General features: G+C 37.0%; 21 protein-coding genes. 1 reads left to right on the top strand and 20 read right to left on the bottom strand.

The features are described 5' to 3' along the window. Nucleotides 1-8: 8 nt before the first annotated feature. From truB to rpsB, 17 genes are all read right to left on the bottom strand, one after another. Nucleotides 9-920, bottom strand: a complete 912-nt coding sequence (gene truB, locus AC6UDG_RS03560) for a tRNA pseudouridine(55) synthase TruB (RefSeq protein ID WP_500695581.1) — start codon at nucleotides 918-920, stop codon at nucleotides 9-11. 62 nt (nucleotides 921-982) lie between these two features. Beyond that, nucleotides 983-1,336 carry a 30S ribosome-binding factor RbfA gene (gene rbfA, locus AC6UDG_RS03555; RefSeq protein ID WP_500706411.1) on the bottom strand — a complete coding sequence of 118 codons (354 nt, stop codon included), beginning with the start codon at nucleotides 1,334-1,336 and terminating at the stop codon, nucleotides 983-985. A gap of 21 nt (nucleotides 1,337-1,357) precedes the next feature. Next, entirely contained in the window at nucleotides 1,358-3,871 is a 2,514-nt protein-coding gene (gene infB, locus AC6UDG_RS03550) for a translation initiation factor IF-2 (RefSeq protein ID WP_500706410.1), read from the bottom strand. Between the two features lie 23 nt (nucleotides 3,872-3,894). Next, the gene (locus AC6UDG_RS03545) at nucleotides 3,895-4,194 is read right to left on the bottom strand and encodes a L7Ae/L30e/S12e/Gadd45 family ribosomal protein (protein ID WP_500693840.1); all 300 of its coding nucleotides are present in this window, start codon (nucleotides 4,192-4,194) and stop codon (nucleotides 3,895-3,897) included. After that, nucleotides 4,181-4,483, bottom strand: coding sequence for an RNase P modulator RnpM (gene rnpM / locus AC6UDG_RS03540; protein WP_500695579.1), 303 nt, complete (start codon nucleotides 4,481-4,483; stop codon nucleotides 4,181-4,183). The genes AC6UDG_RS03545 and rnpM overlap by 14 nt, the downstream gene beginning before the upstream one ends. Before the next feature lie 19 nt (nucleotides 4,484-4,502). Beyond that, nucleotides 4,503-5,615, bottom strand: coding sequence for a transcription termination factor NusA (gene nusA / locus AC6UDG_RS03535; protein WP_500695578.1), 1,113 nt, complete (start codon nucleotides 5,613-5,615; stop codon nucleotides 4,503-4,505). A gap of 13 nt (nucleotides 5,616-5,628) precedes the next feature. Continuing rightward, nucleotides 5,629-6,102: a ribosome maturation factor RimP gene (gene rimP, locus AC6UDG_RS03530; RefSeq protein WP_500695577.1), complete on the bottom strand. Its 474-nt coding sequence runs from the start codon at nucleotides 6,100-6,102 to the stop codon at nucleotides 5,629-5,631. Nucleotides 6,103-6,219: 117 nt separating this feature from the next. Beyond that, nucleotides 6,220-10,530: a PolC-type DNA polymerase III gene (locus AC6UDG_RS03525; protein ID WP_500706409.1), complete on the bottom strand. Its 4,311-nt coding sequence runs from the start codon at nucleotides 10,528-10,530 to the stop codon at nucleotides 6,220-6,222. 55 nt (nucleotides 10,531-10,585) lie between these two features. Continuing rightward, a complete protein-coding gene (locus tag AC6UDG_RS03520) occupies nucleotides 10,586-12,292 on the bottom strand; it encodes a proline--tRNA ligase (protein WP_500695575.1) in 1,707 nt (568 codons plus the stop codon). Nucleotides 12,293-12,310: 18 nt separating this feature from the next. Beyond that, complete coding sequence (gene rseP / locus AC6UDG_RS03515; protein ID WP_500695574.1) at nucleotides 12,311-13,582, bottom strand: RIP metalloprotease RseP; 1,272 nt, start codon at nucleotides 13,580-13,582, stop codon at nucleotides 12,311-12,313. 24 nt (nucleotides 13,583-13,606) lie between these two features. Then, entirely contained in the window at nucleotides 13,607-14,395 is a 789-nt protein-coding gene (locus AC6UDG_RS03510) for a phosphatidate cytidylyltransferase (protein WP_500693847.1), read from the bottom strand. 10 nt (nucleotides 14,396-14,405) lie between these two features. Further along, nucleotides 14,406-15,143: an undecaprenyl pyrophosphate synthase gene (gene uppS, locus AC6UDG_RS03505; RefSeq protein WP_500706408.1), complete on the bottom strand. Its 738-nt coding sequence runs from the start codon at nucleotides 15,141-15,143 to the stop codon at nucleotides 14,406-14,408. 53 nt (nucleotides 15,144-15,196) lie between these two features. Beyond that, entirely contained in the window at nucleotides 15,197-15,610 is a 414-nt protein-coding gene (locus AC6UDG_RS03500) for a hypothetical protein (protein ID WP_500706407.1), read from the bottom strand. 20 nt (nucleotides 15,611-15,630) lie between these two features. Continuing rightward, on the bottom strand, nucleotides 15,631-16,194 hold the full coding sequence (gene frr / locus AC6UDG_RS03495; RefSeq protein WP_500693850.1) for a ribosome recycling factor: 564 nt from the start codon (nucleotides 16,192-16,194) through the stop codon (nucleotides 15,631-15,633). 1 nt (nucleotide 16,195) lies between these two features. Then, on the bottom strand, nucleotides 16,196-16,918 hold the full coding sequence (gene pyrH / locus AC6UDG_RS03490; RefSeq protein WP_500695573.1) for a UMP kinase: 723 nt from the start codon (nucleotides 16,916-16,918) through the stop codon (nucleotides 16,196-16,198). A gap of 127 nt (nucleotides 16,919-17,045) precedes the next feature. Then, nucleotides 17,046-17,927, bottom strand: coding sequence for a translation elongation factor Ts (gene tsf / locus AC6UDG_RS03485; protein ID WP_500693962.1), 882 nt, complete (start codon nucleotides 17,925-17,927; stop codon nucleotides 17,046-17,048). Between the two features lie 80 nt (nucleotides 17,928-18,007). Next, nucleotides 18,008-18,763: a 30S ribosomal protein S2 gene (gene rpsB / locus AC6UDG_RS03480; protein WP_500693852.1), complete on the bottom strand. Its 756-nt coding sequence runs from the start codon at nucleotides 18,761-18,763 to the stop codon at nucleotides 18,008-18,010. A gap of 220 nt (nucleotides 18,764-18,983) precedes the next feature. Here rpsB and AC6UDG_RS03475 point away from each other — a divergent pair, with 220 nt between their 5' ends. Further along, nucleotides 18,984-19,682 carry an HAD family hydrolase gene (locus tag AC6UDG_RS03475; protein WP_500701140.1) on the top strand — a complete coding sequence of 233 codons (699 nt, stop codon included), beginning with the start codon at nucleotides 18,984-18,986 and terminating at the stop codon, nucleotides 19,680-19,682. A 42-nt stretch (nucleotides 19,683-19,724) separates the two neighbouring features. On the opposite strand, the gene AC6UDG_RS03470 is transcribed toward AC6UDG_RS03475, so the two are convergent. Genes AC6UDG_RS03470 through AC6UDG_RS03460 form a run of 3 tightly spaced genes read right to left on the bottom strand, consistent with a single transcriptional unit; the run spans nucleotide 19,725 to nucleotide 21,784 of the window. Beyond that, a complete protein-coding gene (locus tag AC6UDG_RS03470; protein ID WP_500693854.1) occupies nucleotides 19,725-20,726 on the bottom strand; it encodes a D-2-hydroxyacid dehydrogenase in 1,002 nt (333 codons plus the stop codon). Between the two features lie 46 nt (nucleotides 20,727-20,772). Then, a complete protein-coding gene (locus AC6UDG_RS03465) occupies nucleotides 20,773-21,054 on the bottom strand; it encodes a GIY-YIG nuclease family protein (protein WP_500693855.1) in 282 nt (93 codons plus the stop codon). Next, on the bottom strand, nucleotides 21,044-21,784 hold the full coding sequence (locus AC6UDG_RS03460; RefSeq protein ID WP_500693856.1) for a tRNA1(Val) (adenine(37)-N6)-methyltransferase: 741 nt from the start codon (nucleotides 21,782-21,784) through the stop codon (nucleotides 21,044-21,046). Before AC6UDG_RS03460 ends, AC6UDG_RS03465 begins: the two co-directional genes overlap by 11 nt. Nucleotides 21,785-21,839 lie beyond the last annotated feature (55 nt).

Raw genomic sequence — 21,839 nt, 5'->3', positions numbered from 1 at the left:
AATTTCCTCTAATCTAAATCAAACATTTTTTTGGGCTTATAATTATTTTCCTGTTCATTTCTATAATACAAAGCTCGATCAATATTATTATACTTTAAAACTATCACTTCATCTTGACAAGCGATCTCATCAATACTTAAAAAACCGCCATTTTGAACACGATTCCACTGCTCTTTATTAATCACAATAGTCTTAAAATCTTTAAGAGCATGTGAAATTGGAAAAACAACTTTATTGATTTGATTAGAATTCATGGCTTCTTTAATATCTTTAAAAGTTACTGTATCGCAAAGATTAAATCCACCACTTTTAGTCCGAGTTAAACTTGACATCACAGCTGGGATGCCAACTTTTTTTCCAAAATCAGTTGCCAAAGTTCTGATATAAGTTCCCTTTCCACACTTCACCTCAAAATTAAAGGTTTGGGTGTGAGTATCACGATTGTAGGAACTCGCATTGATACGAACAAATTGACTAACGTTAATTTGTCTTTTAGGCCGATCAACTTTCATACCAGCACGTGCGTACTCATATAACCTTCTTCCATTCACTTTAACAGCGGAAAACATGGGAGGAATCTGGGTCGAAATCCCCAAAAATGATTTCAAGACTTCGTCAATTTCTTGATCTGTGATTGGCTGAAAATCAAAATTAGTATCAATAATTTCACCATCTAAATCCTCGGTAGTAGTGGAAAAACCTAACGTAATTGACCCACTATAAACCTTCCCTGATTGCATTAAATAATCAACTACTTTAGTGGCATGGCCCAAACAAATCGGTAAAACTCCATCTACATTAGGATCAAGTGTGCCACTATGGCCCACTCTTTTTTGTCCAATAATGTGTCGAATCTTACTCACACAATCAAAGCTCGTCATTCCCCTAGGCTTATACAAAGGGATAATTCCAGTGACCAATTCACTCACTCCTGTACCATATACGCAAAAAAGACCGGAAATAAATATTTCCAGTCAATTTTTTACTTATTTTTTTTATTTAAATTATCAATCAAACGATCAATCTTACTTCCGTATTGAATGGATCCATCCCGTTCAAAATGAATCTCTGGAGTAACGTAGATACTTAACCGATGACCTAACTCGCCTCGAATTAAACCAGTTGCTTTATCCAAGCCCCTTTGAACCCTTTCTTGTTCAGACTTCTTGTCAGATAAACTACTGTAATAAATCGTAGCTTGTTGCAAATCACCAGTAACTTCAACACCAGTAATAGTTACTCCTTGAACTCGTGGGTCACGAACACGCTTAAGTAAAATATCGTCGACTTCTTTTTGAATTTCCTGCTGTAGTCTTCCAACACGATATTGTGCCATGACAATCACTCCTTACGGTATCTACTTAGGTTGGACTTCTTTCATGTGGTATGCTTCGACTTTATCTCCAACTTTAATGTCATTATAGTTTTCAATCGTTAAACCACACTCAAAGCCTTGTTTAACCTCTTTAACATCATCTTTAAAACGCTTTAGACTACCAAGCTCTCCATCATAAATCACAACATTATCTCTAATCAGACGAACTTTGCTATCACTTTTTACGTACCCATCAAGAACCATTCCACCAGCAATCGTTCCAACTTTAGAAGCTTTATAAATTTGTCTTACTTCAATATTACCAGTAACTTCTTCTTCATAAGTTGGATCAAGCATGCCTTTCATTGCAGCTTCCACGTCATCAATGGCGTTATAGATAACTTGATAAAGACGAATATCAACCTTATCAGTTTCAGATTGAGCTTTAGCTTGCGGAGTAGGACGTACATTAAAACCAATGATGATGGCATTACTTGCTTCAGCAAGTGCAACATCACTTTCGTTCACCGCACCAACAGAGGCATGAATAACGTTAACCTTAACTCCCTCAACATCGATTTTTTTGAGGCTTCCAGCTAAGGCTTCCACTGATCCTTGTACATCAGCTTTAATAATTACGTTAACCTGTTTCATATCTTCTTGTTTCATTGAATCAAACAAGTTATCAAGAGTAACACGGTTATTTTGCTTCCGTTCTTCGATTTGGGCTTCTTTAGCTCGTTCTTCTCCAGCAGCACGAGCAGTCTTTTCGTCATTAAAGACAACAAAACGATCACCGGCTTCAGGAACATCATTTAACCCCGTAATTTCAACTGGAGTTGATGGTTTTGCATTCTTGATTTCTTTCCCGTTCTCATTAGTCATGGTTCGAACTCGCCCGAAAGTATCACCAACAACGATTGGATCCCCAACGTGCAAAGTTCCTTGTTGAACCAAAAGGGTAGCAACAGGACCCTTACCCTTATCCAATCTTGCTTCAACGACTGAGCCAGCTCCATTTTGTTTTGGATTAGCCTTAAGTTCAAGCACGTCGGACTGAAGTAAGATCATATTTAACAATTCATCAACATTAGTTCCATTTTTAGCAGAAATATCAACAAAAATCGTATCTCCACCAAAATCTTCAGGAACCAATCCATAGTTCATCAATTGCTCTTTAACATGTTGTGGATTGGCATTCGGCTTATCAATTTTATTAACTGCCACAATAATTGGAGTTCCCGCTGCTTTAGCATGATCAATTGCTTCAACAGTCTGTGGCATAACACCATCATCAGCTGCTACTACCAAAACAGTCACATCGGTAATGTCAGCACCACGAGCTCTCATGGCAGTAAAAGCAGCATGTCCTGGAGTATCAAGGAAGGTAATGGTCTTATCGCCATGTTTTAACTGATAAGCACCGATAGCTTGAGTAATTCCACCGGCTTCACCTGCTGTAATGTGTGAATGACGAAGATAATCTAGTAACGTGGTTTTACCATGATCAACGTGTCCCATGATGGTAACAACGGGTGGACGGCTTTCTTGGTAATCGGTGTTATGCTCTTCTTCATTAAAGAACTTGTCAATATCTGATACATTAACATTTTCTTTTTCTTTAGCTTCGATCCCATAATCGGTGGCAAGAAGTTCAATGGCATCCTTATCCAAGGATTGATTCTGATTAACCATCATTCCCAGCATAAATAATTTTTTAACAATCTCTGCTGGTTCCCGATGCAGTAACTTACCAAGATCCTGCGCATTCATACCATCCTGATAGATTAAAACTTTAGGTAATGGACGACTCTTACGGGTTGGCGCCGCATTCTTTTTGTGATTCTGACGAATTCGTTGATTCTTAGAATACATATTATAACGATTATCGCGACGCTTATTACGCTTCTTGCCCTTTTTATTTTTGTTGCGGTTCAAACTACCACCAAATTTTCCACTTCCGTTATTATGTGGCTTAGAAGTATTATTAACCGGCTTCTTGCTTGCACTATTTGCAGTTGCGGGACGATTACTATTCGCATGGGTCGCACTTTGACTATTATTCGTGTGCGAATGTTGACTATTTTGATGATTGTTGTGATTAAAATGATTACTTGAATTCTGATTCCGGTGCTGACCACTAGTATGAACACCATTGCTATGAGCATTTTCTGGACGCTGATTACTTGTTTTCCCATTATTTTGATGTTTATTTACTTGTTTATGTTCAGAATTACTTGGTCGATGCTGATTGTTAGAATGATTGCTTCTACCAAAATGATTGTTATTCTGACCATTTTCATGTTTTGCAGTATTGTGACCATTACTTCCGTTATGGGAGTCAGCAGTCTTTTTTGCTGGAGCATGCCGTTGTTCACTTCCACTGGTCGCTTTCTGACTATTCTTAAGCGCGCCTCGGACGGTCTTCTCCTGATTTGAATCAAGCGATGACATATGGTTTTTAACCGTAAAACCATTTGACTTAGCAGTGTCAATCACACGTTTACTAGGTATATTAAGCTCTTTGGCTAATTCATAAATTCTTTTTTTGGCCATATAATCACACTCCTTTACTTGTATTATTTTAATTCTTTAAATTTTTTCGAAAATCCTTTATCCTTAATCGCTACGATTGATCGTTTCATCCCAATCGCGTCGCTAAGATCATCTTTAAGCATACCAGTATTAACTGGAACTTCATAGAATTTACTTTTATCGAGAAACTTCTTTTTGGTACTTGCACCACAGTCTGATGCAATAAACAGGTAATTAATCTGTCCCTTTTTAATTGCATTCAAGACAATCCCCTCACCTGAGATTATTTTACCAGCTCGTCTTGCAATTCCCAATAAGTTTAAGACTTTATTATAATTTGTCATTATCAATCAATTCCTGTCGAGCCTGCTTATGGTCGACGTAACTAATAAGTTCATCATAAAAATCATTTGTTAAAGTTACATCAAAAACTTGATCAAGGATTTTATCCCGCTTGGCTTTTTTGGCAATTGTTACGTCAATTTTTACGTAAGCTCCTCGACCAGATTTTTTCCCAGTTGGATCGACTGACACATTACCCTCTTTATCACGAACAATTCTTACTAATTGTCGTTTAGGTGCCATTTCACCCGACACCACATCTTTTCGCATTGGCACTTTTCTTTTTCTCATAACAGTACCTCCTCAAAAATTATTCCTCGTTTTCGTCTTCATTTGATGAAACATCATCAGTAGAATGATTATCTTCACTGTCACTTTCGTCAGTGCCATCCATTTCTGATTCGGATTTAATGTCAATCTTGTATCCAGTCAGTCTAGCGGCTAACCGTGCGTTCTGACCACGTTTCCCAATTGCTAACGACAACTGATCGTCTGGAACAACAACGGTACAAGAACGATCGTCTCCATCTTTAAAAATAACGTCAATAACGTCAGCGGGTTTCAATGCATTGGCAATGTACTCAGCTGGATTCTCATCCCATTGGACAATGTCCATATTTTCTCCACCAAGTTCATTTACAATTGTTTGCACTCTGGTTCCTCTAGGTCCAACACTAGTTCCCACTGGATCAATATCAGAACTATTAGAACGAACAGCCACCTTAGCACGGTCGCCGGCCTCCCTTGCAATCGAGACAATTTCAACTGTTCCATCATAAATTTCGGGAACTTCTTGTTCAAAGAGTCGTTTTAGCATTCCAGGTGCAGTTCGACTTACAAAAATTTGTGGTCCCTTTGAGGAATTTTCAACGTTTGTAACATACACTTTTAACTTGTCCTGTGGACGATAAGTTTCATTTGGCATCTGATCATTTTTAGCCATCACGGCCTCAACTTGACCAAGGTTCATATACACAAAACGACTATCTTGACGTTCTACTTCAGCAGTTACAAGTTCATCTTGATACTTACTGTACTTGTCATAAACGGTCTCACGTTCAGCTTCACGAACCCTTTGAGTAATAACTTGTTTAGCGGTTTGGGCAGCAATTCTTCCAAAGTTCTTTGGTGTAACTTCAAATTTAATTTCGTCACCAAGTTCGTATCCTTTATTAATCTTTAAAGCTTCATCCAAACTAACTTCCAAACGTTGATCTTCCACTTTATCAACGACTTTTTTGACGGCGTATACATGGATACTTCCAGTTTTTTCGTCGAAGTTAACTTCGACGTTCTGAGCCTGATCAAAGTTACGTTTGTAAGCCGAAGACAATGCTGCTTCTAAGGCATCGATCACAACCTCTTTTTTTACGCCCTTTTCTTTTTCAAGTTGATCAAGCGCACTTACTAATTCTTTACTCATTTTAATCTCCTAACTAAAATTCAATTGCTAATCTAGCTTTTGAAATTAATTTTCGCGGAATTTCAAGTTCACTAATTCGCGTTTTATCTTTAATTGCTAACGTTAATTTATCATCATCAACACTTTTGAGGGTTCCCTCAAAAGACTTTTTCCCATTGAGTTTTTGATATAAAGAAACGTGGATATAATCACCAATTGCATTTTGATAATCAGACTCCCGTTTTAATGGCCGTTCGGCACCTGGCGAAGACACCTCTAAGAAGTATGGTTCGTCAAATGGATCTGGATCCAATTCATCAAGTTTTTCACTTAACTGATCACTAACCAAAACACAGTCATCCAAACTAATTCCTTGGTCTTTATCAATATAAACTCGCAAATACCAGCTTCCACCCTCTTGAACATACTCAATGTCATAAAGGTAAAAATTGTTATCATCTAAAATCGGTTGAACGGTTTTAGTAACTCTATCAATAACTTCGCTCAAATACTTTACCTCCTAAAAAATACCAATAAAAAGAGCGAGCATTCCTGCTCACTCATCAGAAGAGTTTATTATTACTGGTATAACTATACCATATAACCCAAATAATATCAAAAAGCCCTAGATATCAAACAGACTTAACTGATTTTCATCGGGTAATTCACTTAAGACTCCATTTTGGGTCATAAATTCAATAATGGTTTTAGAAACTTTACCACGTTTAGCAAGATCTTCCTTTGAAATAAATGGTTTATCTTCTCGAGCCGCCACGATTTGTTTAGCAACGTTTAAACCTAATCCAGGAATTGCTCGAAATGGTGCGATTAATTTTTTACCATCAATTAACCACTCAGAAGCGTCCGAGCGATTAATGTCGACCATCTCAAATTCATAGCCCCGCTCCAACATTTCATTGGCAATTTCCAAAACAGTCAAAAGATTTTTCTCTTTAGTGGATGCTTCGGTCCCTTTATCGTTGATTGCCTTAATGCTTGATTTAACTGCTTCTTTTCCATGACTCATAGCCACAATGTCAAAATCATCAGCCCGAACAGAAAAGTAAGCGGCATAGTAAACGAGTGGAAAATAGACTTTAAAGTAAGCCACTCTTAGTGCCATTAACACATAAGCAGCCGCATGAGCTCGCGGAAACATATACTTAATCTTTAAACAAGAATCAATGTACCACTGCGGAACACCAACGTCTGTCATTTTATCCTGCCACTCATTCTTAATTCCACGACCATGTCTAACTTGTTCCATGACCTGAAATGAGGTTTCTGAATCTAACCCCCAGTTAATCAAGTCGGTCATGATATTATCACGACATCCAATCACATTCGCAATGGTAGCCGTCCCATCCTTAATTAGTTCTTCAGCATTTCCTAACCAAACATCGGTCCCGTGTGACAACCCAGAGATTTGCAATAATTCAGAAAAATTACTTGGTTTAGTTTCTTCAAGCATTCCCCGCACAAAACGCGTCCCAAATTCAGGAATTCCAAGTGTCCCTGTCTTTGAAAAAATTTGTTCAGGACTCACACCAAGAATCTTAGGACTAGCAAACAATGACATCACACCCGGATCATCCATTGGAATCGTTGTCGGATCAACTCCTGATAAATCTTGAAGCATTCTGATCATCGTTGGATCATCATGTCCCAAAATATCAATTTTTAAAATATTATCATGGATGGAATGAAAGTCAAAATGAGTCGTTTTCCATGCCGCATTTTGATCTTCGGCCGGATATTGTATTGGAGTGAAATCATAAATATCCATGTAATCTGGAACAACAATGATTCCTGCCGGATGCTGTCCAGTAGTTCTTTTAACACCAGTTGCACCCTTAGAAAGTCGATCAATTTCAGCATTTCGAAAACGTTTGCCGGTGTCCCGTTCATAAGCCTTTACGTATCCGTAAGCTGTTTTATCAGCAACGGTTCCAATTGTTCCGGCCCGATATACATTCTTTTCACCGAACAGAACCTTGGTATAATTATGCGCAATTGGCTGGTAGTCTCCAGAAAAGTTTAAATCAATATCCGGGACCTTATTTCCCTTAAATCCTAAGAAAGTTTCAAAGGGGATGTTGTGCCCATCACCAACCATAACTGTTCCACACTTTGGACACTTTTTATGTGGTAAATCAAATCCAGAACTATATTCACCTTTAGTGAAAAATTGCGAGTACTGACATTTAGGACAACGATAATGGGGAGGAAGTGGATTAACTTCAGTAATTCCAGACATAGTGGCAACTAAACTCGATCCAACTGAGCCCCTAGAACCTACTAAATATCCATCCTTGTTACTTTTAGAAACTAATCTTTGAGCAATTAAATAAATAACAGAGAAGCCGTTTCCAATGATACTTTTCAGTTCCTTATCAAGACGCTTCTGGACAATTTCAGGAAGCGGATTGCCATACAAACGATGCGCTGTATTCATCGTTCGATCTCTAATTTCGTCCTTAGCACCCTCCATTTTTGGTGTATACAACTTGTCTTTTAAGGGTTTTACATCATCAATTTCGGAAGCAATTTTATTAGTATTATCAACTACAATTTCTTCAGCTTTATCTTCACCCAGAAAATTAAAATCTTTCAACATTTCATCAGTGGTCCGAAAATGGAGATCTGGTAATTCTTGGCGATTCAGTGGGTTAGCTCCACCTTGAGAATTAATCAAGATCTTACGATAAATATAATCATGAGGATCAAGATAGTGAGCGTCACCAGTTGCTACTAACGGAATATCTAGCTCATGGGCAATTTCATACATATTACTAATAATTTCTTGTAACTTACCCCGATCACTAATTAATCCCTGATCGATTAGTGGCTGATACGCTGCTTGAGGTTGAACTTCAAGATAATCGTAAAACTTAGCCTTATCAAGCGCCTCTTTTTTACCCTTTTGCATCATCGCCGTAAACACTTCGCCGCTTGAACAGGCCGATCCAATCAATAGGCCATCCCGAAACTTCTTAAGCTGACTCCTAGGAATTCGAGGAACCCGATAATAATAATCAACATGAGCAAGTGATACCAGCTTAAACAGATTCTTTAAACCAGCTTGAGTTTTCGCCAGGATAATCGCATGGAATGGACGAGCATGCTTATAAGCATCATGCTCCTCCATATGATCATTAAGTTGATCGTGGTACTGAATGTTATATTTATCTTCAGCCTCTTTTAAAAAAAGATAATTTAAATGACCAGTTGATTCTGCATCATAAATCGCACGGTGATGGTGCTCTAATGAAACGTCAAACTTTTTAGCTAACGTGTTTAATCGATAACTCTTAAAATTAGGATACAGAAAACGTGCCAACGTCAAAGTATCAATAATTGGATTACTAATCCTACTCATGTCATGGCGTTCGTAACCAGTATTCATGAACCCAATATCAAAAGTAACGTTATGTCCTACAATGATTGCATCACCACAAAACTCACGGAACAACTTAAAGACTTCTTCTTCAGACTTAGAACCAGCCACCATATCATTGGTAATTGAAGTTAAATTGGTAGTTTGTTCAGACAATGGGAAACCAGGATTAATGAACTCCTCAAACTGTTCAATCACATTGTTATTTTGCATCTTTACAGCCGAAAGTTCGATAACCTTATCGTAAATTGCTGATAAACCAGTGGTTTCAACGTCAAAGACAACGTATGTAGCATCCTTTAAAGCAACATGTTTATCGTTATAAGCAATTGGTTCACCATCATCAACGACATTTGCTTCCATTCCATAAATCATTTTAATATCGTTATCAACTGCAGCATGATAGGCATCCGGAAAGGCTTGCACGTCGTCGTGATCAGTAATGGCAATTGCGGGATGACCCCATTTTTTGGCGCGACTAACATAATCACTAATCGAATTAGTAGCGTCCATCTGGCTCATGTTAGAGTGTAAGTGCAGCTCAACCCTTTTTTTATTTTCAGGGGCAGTATCTTTTCTTTCTTCGTGTTTAATTGGATTAATATCATAAGCATTAAGTGTCAATTCATGAGAGTAGTTATCTTCTTGAATGCTTCCACGAACTTTAACCCAATCTCCTACATTTAATGATGCAAATTCTTGTTCTTCGTCATCATTTTTGGAGAATTTTTTAACAACAATTGACGAAGAATAATCAGTAACCTTTAAAATCATCAATTGGCGGCCAGATCGTAATGATCGAATTTCTTTATCAAAAACATATCCACTAACCACGGCGGAACGTTCCTCTTCGGTTATGTCCACCATCTTAGTAATATCAACATCATCTTTGATTTTCTTTCCAATCATTTTAGAATGCTTACTTGAATGTGATTTGCCTGAGGAATTCTTTAAAGCCTGCATCGCCTTTTGAGCCAACTCAACGTCACGTTGTTGTTTCTTTTTCTTTAAATCATCTATTTTTTCTTGAGATGCTGTAGTATCAATCATGGTATGAATGGAAAATTTAGGAAATCCAACTCTTTGATAAGTTGATTCAATTGGTCCCAAAGCATTACCATTTAGAAAATCTTTGACGATTTCATTTTCAGCAAGAAAGGTAACTCGGTCATCAATCAGTTTTGGTAAATTATTATTACATAATTCATGCGTTAAATTTGAAGTAATTCCAGCGTGATTTACAACCCATTGCCAATAATCACCAAGCTTACGATTATCAAAACCACTATTCTTAGTTTTAATCTCGAAATCTACCTTAGCAATCCCATCGAAGGCCACACCCAAATGATGAAAAAATTCTATAAACTTTTCGTAAGGCATAATCTCTGGTAGTACCAAATGAAAATGCCATCGATTTGATTTCTGATGGACATCGATTTTGTCAATTTCAGCATTTTGAAAGTAAGATTGATCAGCTGAATCTTCTAATTTAATTTGCTGAAGTAATTTACTAAATAATTCTTTTTTATTTAAACTCACTTTGATCCTCTCTTTCATTAGTTTAAAAAAGACCAGTTAAAACCTGGTCTTTAATTTAAATCTCTTTAGACAAAATATCAATTGTATTACTTAAATCATCTTGTTTAGTCTCAATCGTTTCGCCAGTTTTACGAATTTTAACTTCTACAATTCCTTCATCCGCCTTTTTGCCGATTGTAACCCGAATTGGAATTCCAATAAGATCAGAATCAGCAAATTTAACCCCGGCACGTTCCTTACGATCATCAACCAAAACAGATAGTCCTTTTGATTCCAATTCTTTTTCAATTGAAGATGTCATCTCTAATTGCTCATCATTTTTAACATTCGTTGGGATAACATGAACATCATATGGAGCAATTTCTTTTGGCCAAACTAATCCATTTTGATCAGCTTGCTGCTCTGAAACTGCCGACAACAAACGACTGACACCAATTCCATATGAGCCCATGACAACCGGGATATTACGACCATTCTGATCGAGAATATCAGCACCCAATGTTTTGGAATATCGTGTTCCCAATTTGAAAATATGACCAATTTCAATTCCTTTGGTAAACTTCAATACTCCGCTACCATCAGGAGAAATGTCTCCTTCTTTAACTAAATGAAAATCCCCAAAGTCTTTTACTTGGTAATCACGGTCGTAATTAACGTTTTTATAATGCTTCCCGTTTTTGTTAGCCCCAGTAACACCATTACTAATACCTTTAACATACTGATCAGCATAAACAGAAACGTCATCTGGAACATTAATTGGTCCAACCGATCCAGGTTTAACGTCTAAGTATTTAGAAACCTCAGTTGGGCTAGCAAGTTCTGCCGAATCAGCATCAAAATAATTCTTAACCTTTGTTGGATTAATTTTTTGGTCTCCCCGAATCAAAATCATTACTGGCTTACCATCAACGATATAAAGCAAACTTTTAATAATCTGATCTTTTTCAACATCAAAGAACTTACTAACTTGATTAATGTTATTAACATCTGGAGTGTCAACTAATTCCAAATCATTTAATTCTTGATGTCCCTTTTGATCAACAAACATATTCGTTGCCATCTCCAGATTAGCAGCATAATCACTATCATCCGAATAGACAATCGTATCTTCACCAACCGCAGCAGGAGCAGAAAATTCTTTTGAATCGGAGCCACCCATTGACCCAGAATCACCAATGATGGTCCGATAATTTAACCCAATCCGGTCAAAAATTCTCTGAAACGCTGCTTCCATTTGTTTATAAATCTTATCCAAATCATCATCATCTTCAGAAAAGGAATAGACATCGAGCATAATAAACTCTCGACTACGCAACAATCCATAACGTGGCCGATCTTCATCACGATACTTAGGTTGAATTTGATATAAAATTAAAGGAAGCTTTTTATATGATTTGATATTATTTTTAATTAGATCTGTAAAAGTTTCTTCATGTGTAGGACCCAAAATAAAATCCGTATCATGTCGATTTTTAAATTTAAATAGTTCGGGACCATAAGTGTCATATCTACCCGAATCTTTCCATAATTTAGCTGGAATAACTGCGGGCATCAACATTTCTGCTGCATCGGTTTTATCTAATTCTTCACGAACAATTTTTTTGATGTTTTCAAGCACGCGATATGCCAGTGGTAAATATGCATACATACCTGCCGAAACCTGCCTAACGAATCCAGATCGAACTAGCATTTTATGACTAAGAGCTTCAGCTCCCGCTGGATCTTGTTTTAAAGTTGGTATCAATAATTTTGACTGTTTCATTTTATAACCCCTAAAGTTTTATCGAATAAAGTATCGCTCAATATCATTCCAAGTTACCAGTACCATCAATACTATCAGAATGGCAAAACCAATGAGCGTAATGATCGTTTCCGTTTTTTCCGAAACTGGTTTTCTTCTAATTGCTTCCACAATATTTAATAATATTTTACCACCATCCAAGGCTGGAATTGGTAACACATTTACAATGGCTAAATTAATGGATAAAAATGCTAAAAAGCTCAACAGTCCTAAAAAACCGCCCTTGGATGCGTTAGACGTCTCCGCAAAAATGGCAACTGGACCACCTAAGTCATTTAAAGAAAAATGGGTAAACATTGAACCCAACACACCAAACAATTCAGTTGTCATATCCCAGGTTCGAGTAAATCCAGAAAACAACTTAGCTGAAAAACTAGTGTCCATCGCCTGCTGAACTCCAATCATACCAACTTTTTGCTTCTGAATGGTTTTGGCTTCAGTCGTCATTGAAATATTTTTAACTTTTCCATCATGCTTAACCGTTAAAGTTACTTTTTTATCTGGGCGCTTCTGAATCAACGTGCCGATATCATTCCACGTGTTGGTTTTGTGACCATCAACAGCCAAAATATTACTATTATTTTGCAGACCAGCTTTTTTCGCAATTGAAACTTGTGGCGACAGGTTAACCTTGTTTGAGTTATTAGGAACTCCACCTTGCATGAAGGACAAAAGCATAAATGCCAAAATTGCCAAGACAACGTTGTTAAAAATTCCCGCGCAATTTACCAAAAGTCGTTTATACAAAGGTGCTGACTGAAATTGAACGTCAACCGGCGCGATTTGAACCTCGATCCCATCTTTTTCAATAATAGTAGCATCGTGATCAACAGAAAACTTTTTTTTCTCAGAATCATCACCATTTTCGTATCCTTCAATCCAGAGACCCCCTTCTAGATCGGATCCCGACACATCTAGTGGTATTCCTTGAAACAGTTGGCTTTTATTACTCAAATCAATTCTAGTAACAACACCTTTGCTATTAGTTTGAAGCCGAACTGGAGTCCCTGGCTGAATTTCTTCATCCTCATCATCACTACTTCCAGCCATTCGAACATATCCACCAATAGGCAGTAATCGTAGTGTATAAGTCGTGTGATTATGTCGATAGTAAAACAACTTGGGACCCATTCCAATCGAAAATTCACGGACCATGATTCCTGACATTTTAGCCACGATAAAATGACCAAATTCATGAACAAAAACTAATATTCCAAAAATGATTATGAAACTAATGATTGTAATTAACAATAAAGACCCAGTCCCTTCCAGATATTACACAATTCCAAATAAATGTAGTAGTGGTAGAACAAATAATAAACTATCGAATCGATCTAATATTCCACCGTGGCCTGGCAAAATCTTGCCGGAATCCTTAACTCCATAATAACGCTTTAAAGCTGACTCAACTAAATCACCAAATTGACCAAAAATGGAAAGAACAATCGTAATAAAGAACATACTTACAGTACCAATCCCATCAATTGGGAAAAAGCAGACAAAGATTGTACACAAAATGGCTGCTAGTGCTGTACCGCCAATCGATCCCTCCCAAGTCTTATTAGGAGAAATATGAGGTGCCAATTTGTGCTTTCCAAATGCCCTTCCAAAAAAGTAGGCACCAGAATCAGTTAACCACACAATAAATAGAGCGTACAACAGGGTTGTTAATCCATCAGTCCGGGCTTCAATAAAGTAATGAAATCCAAACCCAATGTACAAAATTGCCAAGGTAAAGACTCCAGCGTCATCAAAATTGAACTTATTTTTAGAAAATACGGTAAATAACATCAATAACATTATTAAAATGTAAATTGCAAATGGAGGCTTAATCCACAATGGTAAAAATGATAACCAGTTTGTCGGGATAATCATAGCAATTGTCGCAACAAACGCAATTAGTGTCTCTGGAGACACTAAAAGTCGTTTTTTCATAATAAAAATTTCTGCTAGGGCAATCAAACCTAACACGATAGCGGCTAAATCAATCCATATTCCACCAGCAATGATAATCGGTATAAAAATAATCAAAGCAATAACCGCTGTGATAATTCTCTGCTTCATAATAAATCTCCTATTTTGCGTCCAAACCACCAAATCGACGGTGACGCTGTTGAAATTGTATAATTGTTTTTTCTAGATCGGCAGGTGTGAAATCAGGCCAGTACTGATCAACAAACTCTAATTCACTGTACGCAATTTGCCATAACAAAAAATTAGAAATCCGTTCTTCACCACTAGTTCGAATCAATAAATCAGGATCAGAATATTCACCCAAAAAAGCGGTCATCAAATGATCTGAAATTGTCTGATCAGAAATTTCATCAACATTTATATTACCCCTTTTTACATTTTGCGCAATTTCCTTAACGCCACGCACAATCTCGTCACGACTACCGTAATTTAAAGCAAAATTCAAAACCATCCCGGTACAATCCTTAGTATCATCAATTGCGTCATAAACTGCTTTTTGGGTTCTTTTAGGTAATCCAGAAATGTCACCAATTGTCGTAACCTTAACATTGTGTTTAAGGAGGCTCGGAACAAAATCATCAAAAAATTTAGCTGGCAAACTCATCAAGTAGCCAACTTCCTTTGCGGGTCGCTTCCAGTTTTCAGTAGAGAATGCGTATAACGTTAATACTTTAACCCCAAGATTACTTGCTTTGGTAGTAATATCTTTTACTACTTCCATTCCGCGCTTATGGCCAGCAATTCTAGGTAAGTGTCTTTTTTTTGCCCAGCGCCCGTTTCCATCCATAATTATTGCAATATGATTAGGAATGTTTTTTATATCCAGTTCGTTAGTCATTTGAGTACCTCAATACTTTTACATAAATAAAGGATGAGAGAATCCTCATCCTTTTACTTTACTAATTTCCATTCTCCACGACCTGCGTCAACCAAAGTATTAAAATACTTTAAAATCTTATTAGCGTCTTCTGGGCTCTGTTCCCCGAGTTGATTCAATCCCTCACCGGTTGGGATTGGCTCTGACAGATCTGTAATCTCGTTTCCATTCTCAATCGTCGCTTTTGAGAAAGCAATAATCCAGTCATTTTCGATCAAGGGAGAAACTACAAAAAATAAGTTAAAGTCATCATTAATATAAGCGGGCATCACGTACACATTATCTTGAATTTTCTGTAATTGATTACCATCATAGTCCAGTGCACGCAGGTTTCCTTCGTTAACTGGCTGTTTCAAACGAAATGCCATGTGATCAAACTCAGGTGTGCCCGGTGTTACTTCTTTTTCGTTATCATTATCATCATCCATTAGAAAAACTCCCTATTTTATTAACCATTAAGAATCTCGTCTTCCTTTTTCGAGATAATGTCTTCCACTTCAGAAATTGACTTATCAGTGATTTTTTGAATTTTGTCCTCCAAATTATGAGACTCGTCATCCGTAAAATCACCATCTTTGTTACCCCGTTTAGCAGCGTCCATGCCATCACGACGAACATTTCTAACTGCTACTTTACTTTCTTCACCAGTTGCTTTAACTTTTTTCGCAATTTCTTTTCGACGATCTTCTGTCAACTGTGGGATCACAATTCGAATATTGTCACCATCATTCATCGGATTAATTCCAAGGTCAGCCTCTAAAATACCATGCTCGATGTCCTTTAACGAACTCTTATCATAAGGTGTAATTAAAATTACACGCGGTTCTGGAATTGAGATTGAAGCGACTTGGTTTAATGGCGTGGATGCCCCATAATAGTTAACTCTAACCGGACTTAATAAACTAGCATTAGCACTACCAGCTCGGATGTTTCCAAGTTCCCGCTGTAAGGCTTCCTCTGCTTTTTTCATTTTTGACTTAGTTGTGTCAATAATTTCATTTGAACTAGGCATATTATTTTCCTTCCACGATTGTTCCAATTTTATCACCTTGAACAACCTTCTTGATATTGCCAGGCTTATTTAAATTGAATACCACTAACGGGATATTATTATCCATCGAAAGTGAGCTTGCAGTAGTATCCATAACATGTAAGCCTTTGTTAATGATATCCATTTGCGTTAATTTCTCATACTTTTTAGCATTGGGATCGGTTTTAGGATCAGCTGAGTAAATTCCGTCAACTCCGTTTTTTGCCATTAAAATGGCATCAGCGTCAATTTCAGCAGCACGGAGGACTGCCGTAGTATCAGTTGAAAAGTACGGATTACCAGTACCTCCAGAAAAAATCACAATTCGTCCCTTCTCTAAGTGGCGAACTGCTTTACGCCGAATGTAGGGTTCTGCAATTTGCTTCATTTCAATCGATGTTTGAAGCCTAGTCGGAACATCCACTGATTCAAGGTTATCCTGTAAGGCTAAACCGTTCATAATGGTCGAAAGCATCCCAATATAATCGGCTTGAGATCTTTCCATTCCCATTTCTTCACCAGCTTCACCACGCCACATGTTTCCACCACCGACAACGATGGCAATTTGAATCCCTAAGTTATAAACATCTCTAATTTCTTCAGCAATCGTCTTGATAACGGGGGGATTAATTCCAAATCCTTTATCACCAGCAAGAGCTTCACCGCTTAACTTTAAAACGATCCGTTTGTACTTTAAATCTGCCATCAGATTTCCTCCAACAATATAAATTAACTACGATAATTTTAGCATATATTAACGTATAACAACAGTGCCCTGAAGTTAGGTATAACAAAAAAGCCAGTGCATTTAACACTGACTTTTTGCTGAAATATTATTGATTCATTTGTTGTTTAACTTCATCAGCAAAACTTTGAGTATCTTGTTCAATACCTTCACCAACTTCATATCGAACAAAGCCTTTTAGTTTACCATTATTTGATTCAACATATTGTTGAACAGACATATCAGGATCCTTAACAAAAGGTTGATCAGCTAAACTAATTTGAGCTAAGAATTTCTTTAAACGCCCATCAACCATCTTTTCAACGATCTTTTCAGGTTTACCCTCACTTAGAGCTTCCTTTTTAAGAACTTCACGTTCATGCTGCAACCGATCCGAAGGAATTTCATCTTGAGTTAAGAATTCTGGGTTTTCAGCAGCAACATGCATGGCAACATCCTTAGCAGTATTGTCATCTCCACCTTGAAGTTCAACCAAAGCACCAATTTCTCCACCATTATGAAGATAAAAGCCAAAACTATCATCATCATTTTTATTAAAGGTCTTGAAACGACGCAATTTGATTTTTTCACCAGTAACTTGGGTAGTATTAATGATGGCATCTTCGACGGTTCCATCGTTTAATTCAAGTTTCATTGCTGCATCTAAATCTTTAGGCTGATTTAAAGCAATTGCATCAGCAACAGCATCAATCAAATCCTTAAAGTCATCATTGCTGGCAACAAAGTCCGTTTGCGAGTTAATTTCAACGATCGCAGCCTTGTTATCATGAACAGCAACTCGAGTGAGGCCACTGGCAGCCACCTTTCCACTCTTCTTTTCAGCCTTTGCAACCCCATTTTCTCTAAGAATATCAATGGCTTTCTTTTCATCACCATCGGCGGCAACTAAAGCCTTCTTAGCATCCATCATACCAGCACTAGTCTTGTCACGTAACTCTTTAACTTGTTTAGCAGTTACTTTTGCCATAATTGTGATCTCCTTTGTTTTAATAAAAAACTGACTTAAATTAGGCCAAAAGGGTCTAAACAAAAGTCAGCCTATCACTTTAATTATTTAGTTTCTTCGGATTTTTCATCTTTTTGGTCAGCATTTTTATCAAAATCTTTTTCGCTAACTTCATCTTCACCCTGTTTACCCTCAATAATAGCATCAGCCATTGTTGAAGTAATCAATCTGATGGCACGAATTGCATCATCATTAGAAGGAATAACATAATCAATTCCATCAGGATCAGTATTAGTATCTACCATTGCTACAACCGGAATATTGAGCTTTTGAGCTTCATGCAAAGCAATTTGTTCCTTATGTGGATCAACGATGAACATTACATCCGGAATCTTAGGCATATCTTCGATACCGCCTAAGAATCTTTCAAGTTTGTCGGTTTGCTTCTTAAGCAAAGCAACTTCCTTCTTTGGTAAACGTTCAAAAGTGCCATCTTGAGCCATCTTTTTAAGTTTCTTCAAGTACTTAATTCGTTTTTGAATCGTGTTCCAGTTGGTAAGAGTACCACCTAACCAACGATGGTTAACGTAGTAAACACCAGCACGTTTTGCTTCTTCTTCAATTGAATCTTGAGCTTGTTTCTTAGTACCAACAAAAAGAATTACAGCATCATTTGCTGCTTCATCCTTCATAAAGTTGTAAGCACGGTCAATGCACTTAACCGTCTTTTGTAAATCGATGATATAAATACCATTACGTTCAGTAAAAATGTATTTCTTCATCTTAGGATTCCAACGACGAGTTTGGTGACCGAAATGAACACCAGCCTCAAGTAATTGTTTCATTGTAACTACAGCCATAATTAGCCTCCATATAAAAGTTTTTTCCTCCCTAGAATTATGCAAGGAACTCAAATGAGCACCACCTTACAAAACCTTCTAGGTGTGTATTGGTAATTAACACCAAGGATTAGTATACAAAATATCAACGTAAATAACAATAATATTTTGAGATTTAATCAAATCTTGCGTATAATATTAAAAATGTGTTACGGTTTTATTTATCTGAGGAGGAGTTTAAATGATAAAAGCTGTCGTATTTGACGTCGACGACACATTGTATGATCAAAAGCGGGTTTCAGAAGAGGCCTTTTTTAAGACGTTCCCTAATCATCCAATTATTGACTCAGCTACTTCATTTAAAAATTTTCAAATTCAAAGTCCCTTAGTTTATTCCAATATAATGTCTGGGACTTACAAGCAAAATGAACTAGTTTATCAAAACATCAAAAATGGTGTTAACGATCTTGATCCGGATAAAGAAGAAATTAAACATTTTAAGAAAAACTATCTAACTTGTATTAAAGAAATTTCATCTTATCACGATCTTTTAAAGACAATCCAAATGTTGTCAAATAATTTAAAAATTGGAATTATTGCTAACGGATCCAGTCAATTCTTAAATAACGAACTAAAGATCCTTGGATTAGATGATTACATTGATCCTAATTACATCATTGCTTCAGAGTCAGTTGGCATGTTAAAACCGGATCCTAAAATTTTTACCGTTATGAATCATAGATTAGATGTCAGACCATCCGAAGTAGCTTACATTGGCGATTCATTTACTGGTGACATCATTTCAGCCAAGCGAGCTGGTTGGCATGCCTTTTGGTTCAATCACCGCAAACGATCCGTCCCAGAAACAAACTTTGTCCCAGATCAAACGGTAACTTCTCAAAATGAGCTTTGTGAACTTTTAAAGGCTCTATCAAAATAAAAAGCGCACTTCATATCAAAGTGCGCTTTTTATTTTGAGTTCCTATTTAACTTCAACTGAGTTATCGGACTTACCGTTTTTAATCAATTGAACGTTTGAATCGAGTGCAATTTGAACCATGTTCTTAACCGCAGGCTTCGTATAAAATGCAATGTGTGGAGTGATTAAAACATTATCCCGTTTCATCAAGTTCTTCAATCTGTCATCTGGGATCTTATCAAAACTTCCAAAATCAACATTGAAAATACCCACTTCGTTTTCGTACACATCAAGAGCAGCTCCTGAGATCTTGCCACTGTCAAGGCCACGAATCAAAGCATCAGTATCAATTAAACTTCCACGGGCAGCATTGATAATTTTGATTCCATCTTTCATTTGCGCAATTGAATCATCATTAATCATATGATCATTTTCTTTTAATGCTGGAGCATGAAGAGTTATAATATCAGAATTTGCATACAATTCTTCAGGGGTATCAACGTAAATTCCCTCTTTTTTGAGCTCAGGGTTTGGATAAGGGTCATAAGCAATCACTTTGGCACCAAAACCTTGAAGGATTTTAACAACTTGGCGTCCGATTCTCCCAGTAGCATAGACACCAACGGTTTGCTTGTTCATTTCGTCAGCAATATCTGGAGCCCAGGTCATGTTACCATGGCGTTCCTTATCTTCAAACTTTTTAGTATGACGAAGTAACCGCATCATTTCTGTAACCGCTAATTCAGCAATAGCAGCTGGTGAATAAGCTGGAACGTTAGTGACATTAATGCCATCACGTTTAACAGCATCAGCATCAACATTATCCACCCCAACGTTTCGAAGTGAAAGTGATTTAATGCCAAAACTAGCTAATTTGTCTAAAATATCAGCAGTATAAGGCTTTTGCTGGTATGCAACCACACCATCAAATCCCTTTGCTTCGTCGACAGTGTCATTATCCAATAATTTTGATTCTGCTTTTACTTCAATGTCTGGATGAGCTTTATCCCATTGTTCTAAGTATGGTCGTTCATCGTCTCTAATTCCATATGCAATGATTTTCATAACTTAGTCCCCCTTTTCTTTTCACCATAATTATAACACCCAACCACTAATTACCCCAAAGAGTCGAGTCAATTCCATGGCTAATTAGAAAAAATTCTTTTTTTCTCCGAGTTTGATGCTTAAAAGCGTATTCTGCTTTCATGGCACTCCTTTTATCATTAAATTTTTCGTAGTACAGTAGCTTTAAAGGTCGCCTAGTTTTAGTATATTTGGCCCCTTTCCCAGCTTGATGAACCGCTAATCTACGATAAACGTCATCGGTAAACCCACCGTAAAACGTCCCGTCACAACAAAGTAAGACATACATATAGTAACTTTTACTTTCCATACAACATCTTTTTAACCTCTTTTGAATAACTACCATGGTCATAAACCGTAATCGGGTAATCGACTTTTAAACCAGCATTTTTTCCATCTTTAATTGCAGATACCAAAATCATGTTAGAATTCTTTCCCTCTTTAGGGTAAATAAATTGAATTTGCTTCATTGCTAGTCGAAAGTTAGTCATTAAGTTCATTAATTCATGTAGGCGATCAGGACGATAAACCATGTAAAGTTTCCCACCAGTTTTTAAAAGCTCACTACTAGTTTTAATAACGCTTTTCAAATTAGTTTTTACTTCGTGTCTTGCAATCGCTAAATATTCATTCGGATTTTTTTTACTAGTCGGAAGATTTGAAAAATACGGAGGGTTAACCGTAATAGTATCAACCTCATCTTTGCCAAAAATTGTGGTAGCATTAGCTAAATCATCATTATAAACGGATATCTGATCCTCTAAGCCGTTCAGTTGAACACTCCTAGTTGCCATATCACTTAGACGTGATTGAATCTCGACTTCGGCAATCTTACCATGTGTTTTTTTGCTTAAAAACAAACCAACGGCACCATTACCAGCACATAAATCAACCAAAAGACTATTCTTATTGATCTTAGGCTGAGCAAAATTAGCAAGCATTACGGCATCCAAAGAAAATGAAAACACACTTGGACTTTGAATGACTTTAATGTCCTGACTGTAGAGTTGGTCAATTCGTTCATCACCAATCAAGTTCACCTAGTTCACCACCATTTTTTAAATTTAACTTGTCACTTTTACCGTTAATAATATA

The organism is Fructilactobacillus sp. X2R1C1 (genome assembly GCF_059901435.1).
This window is presented reverse-complemented; position numbering and strand designations above follow the sequence as displayed.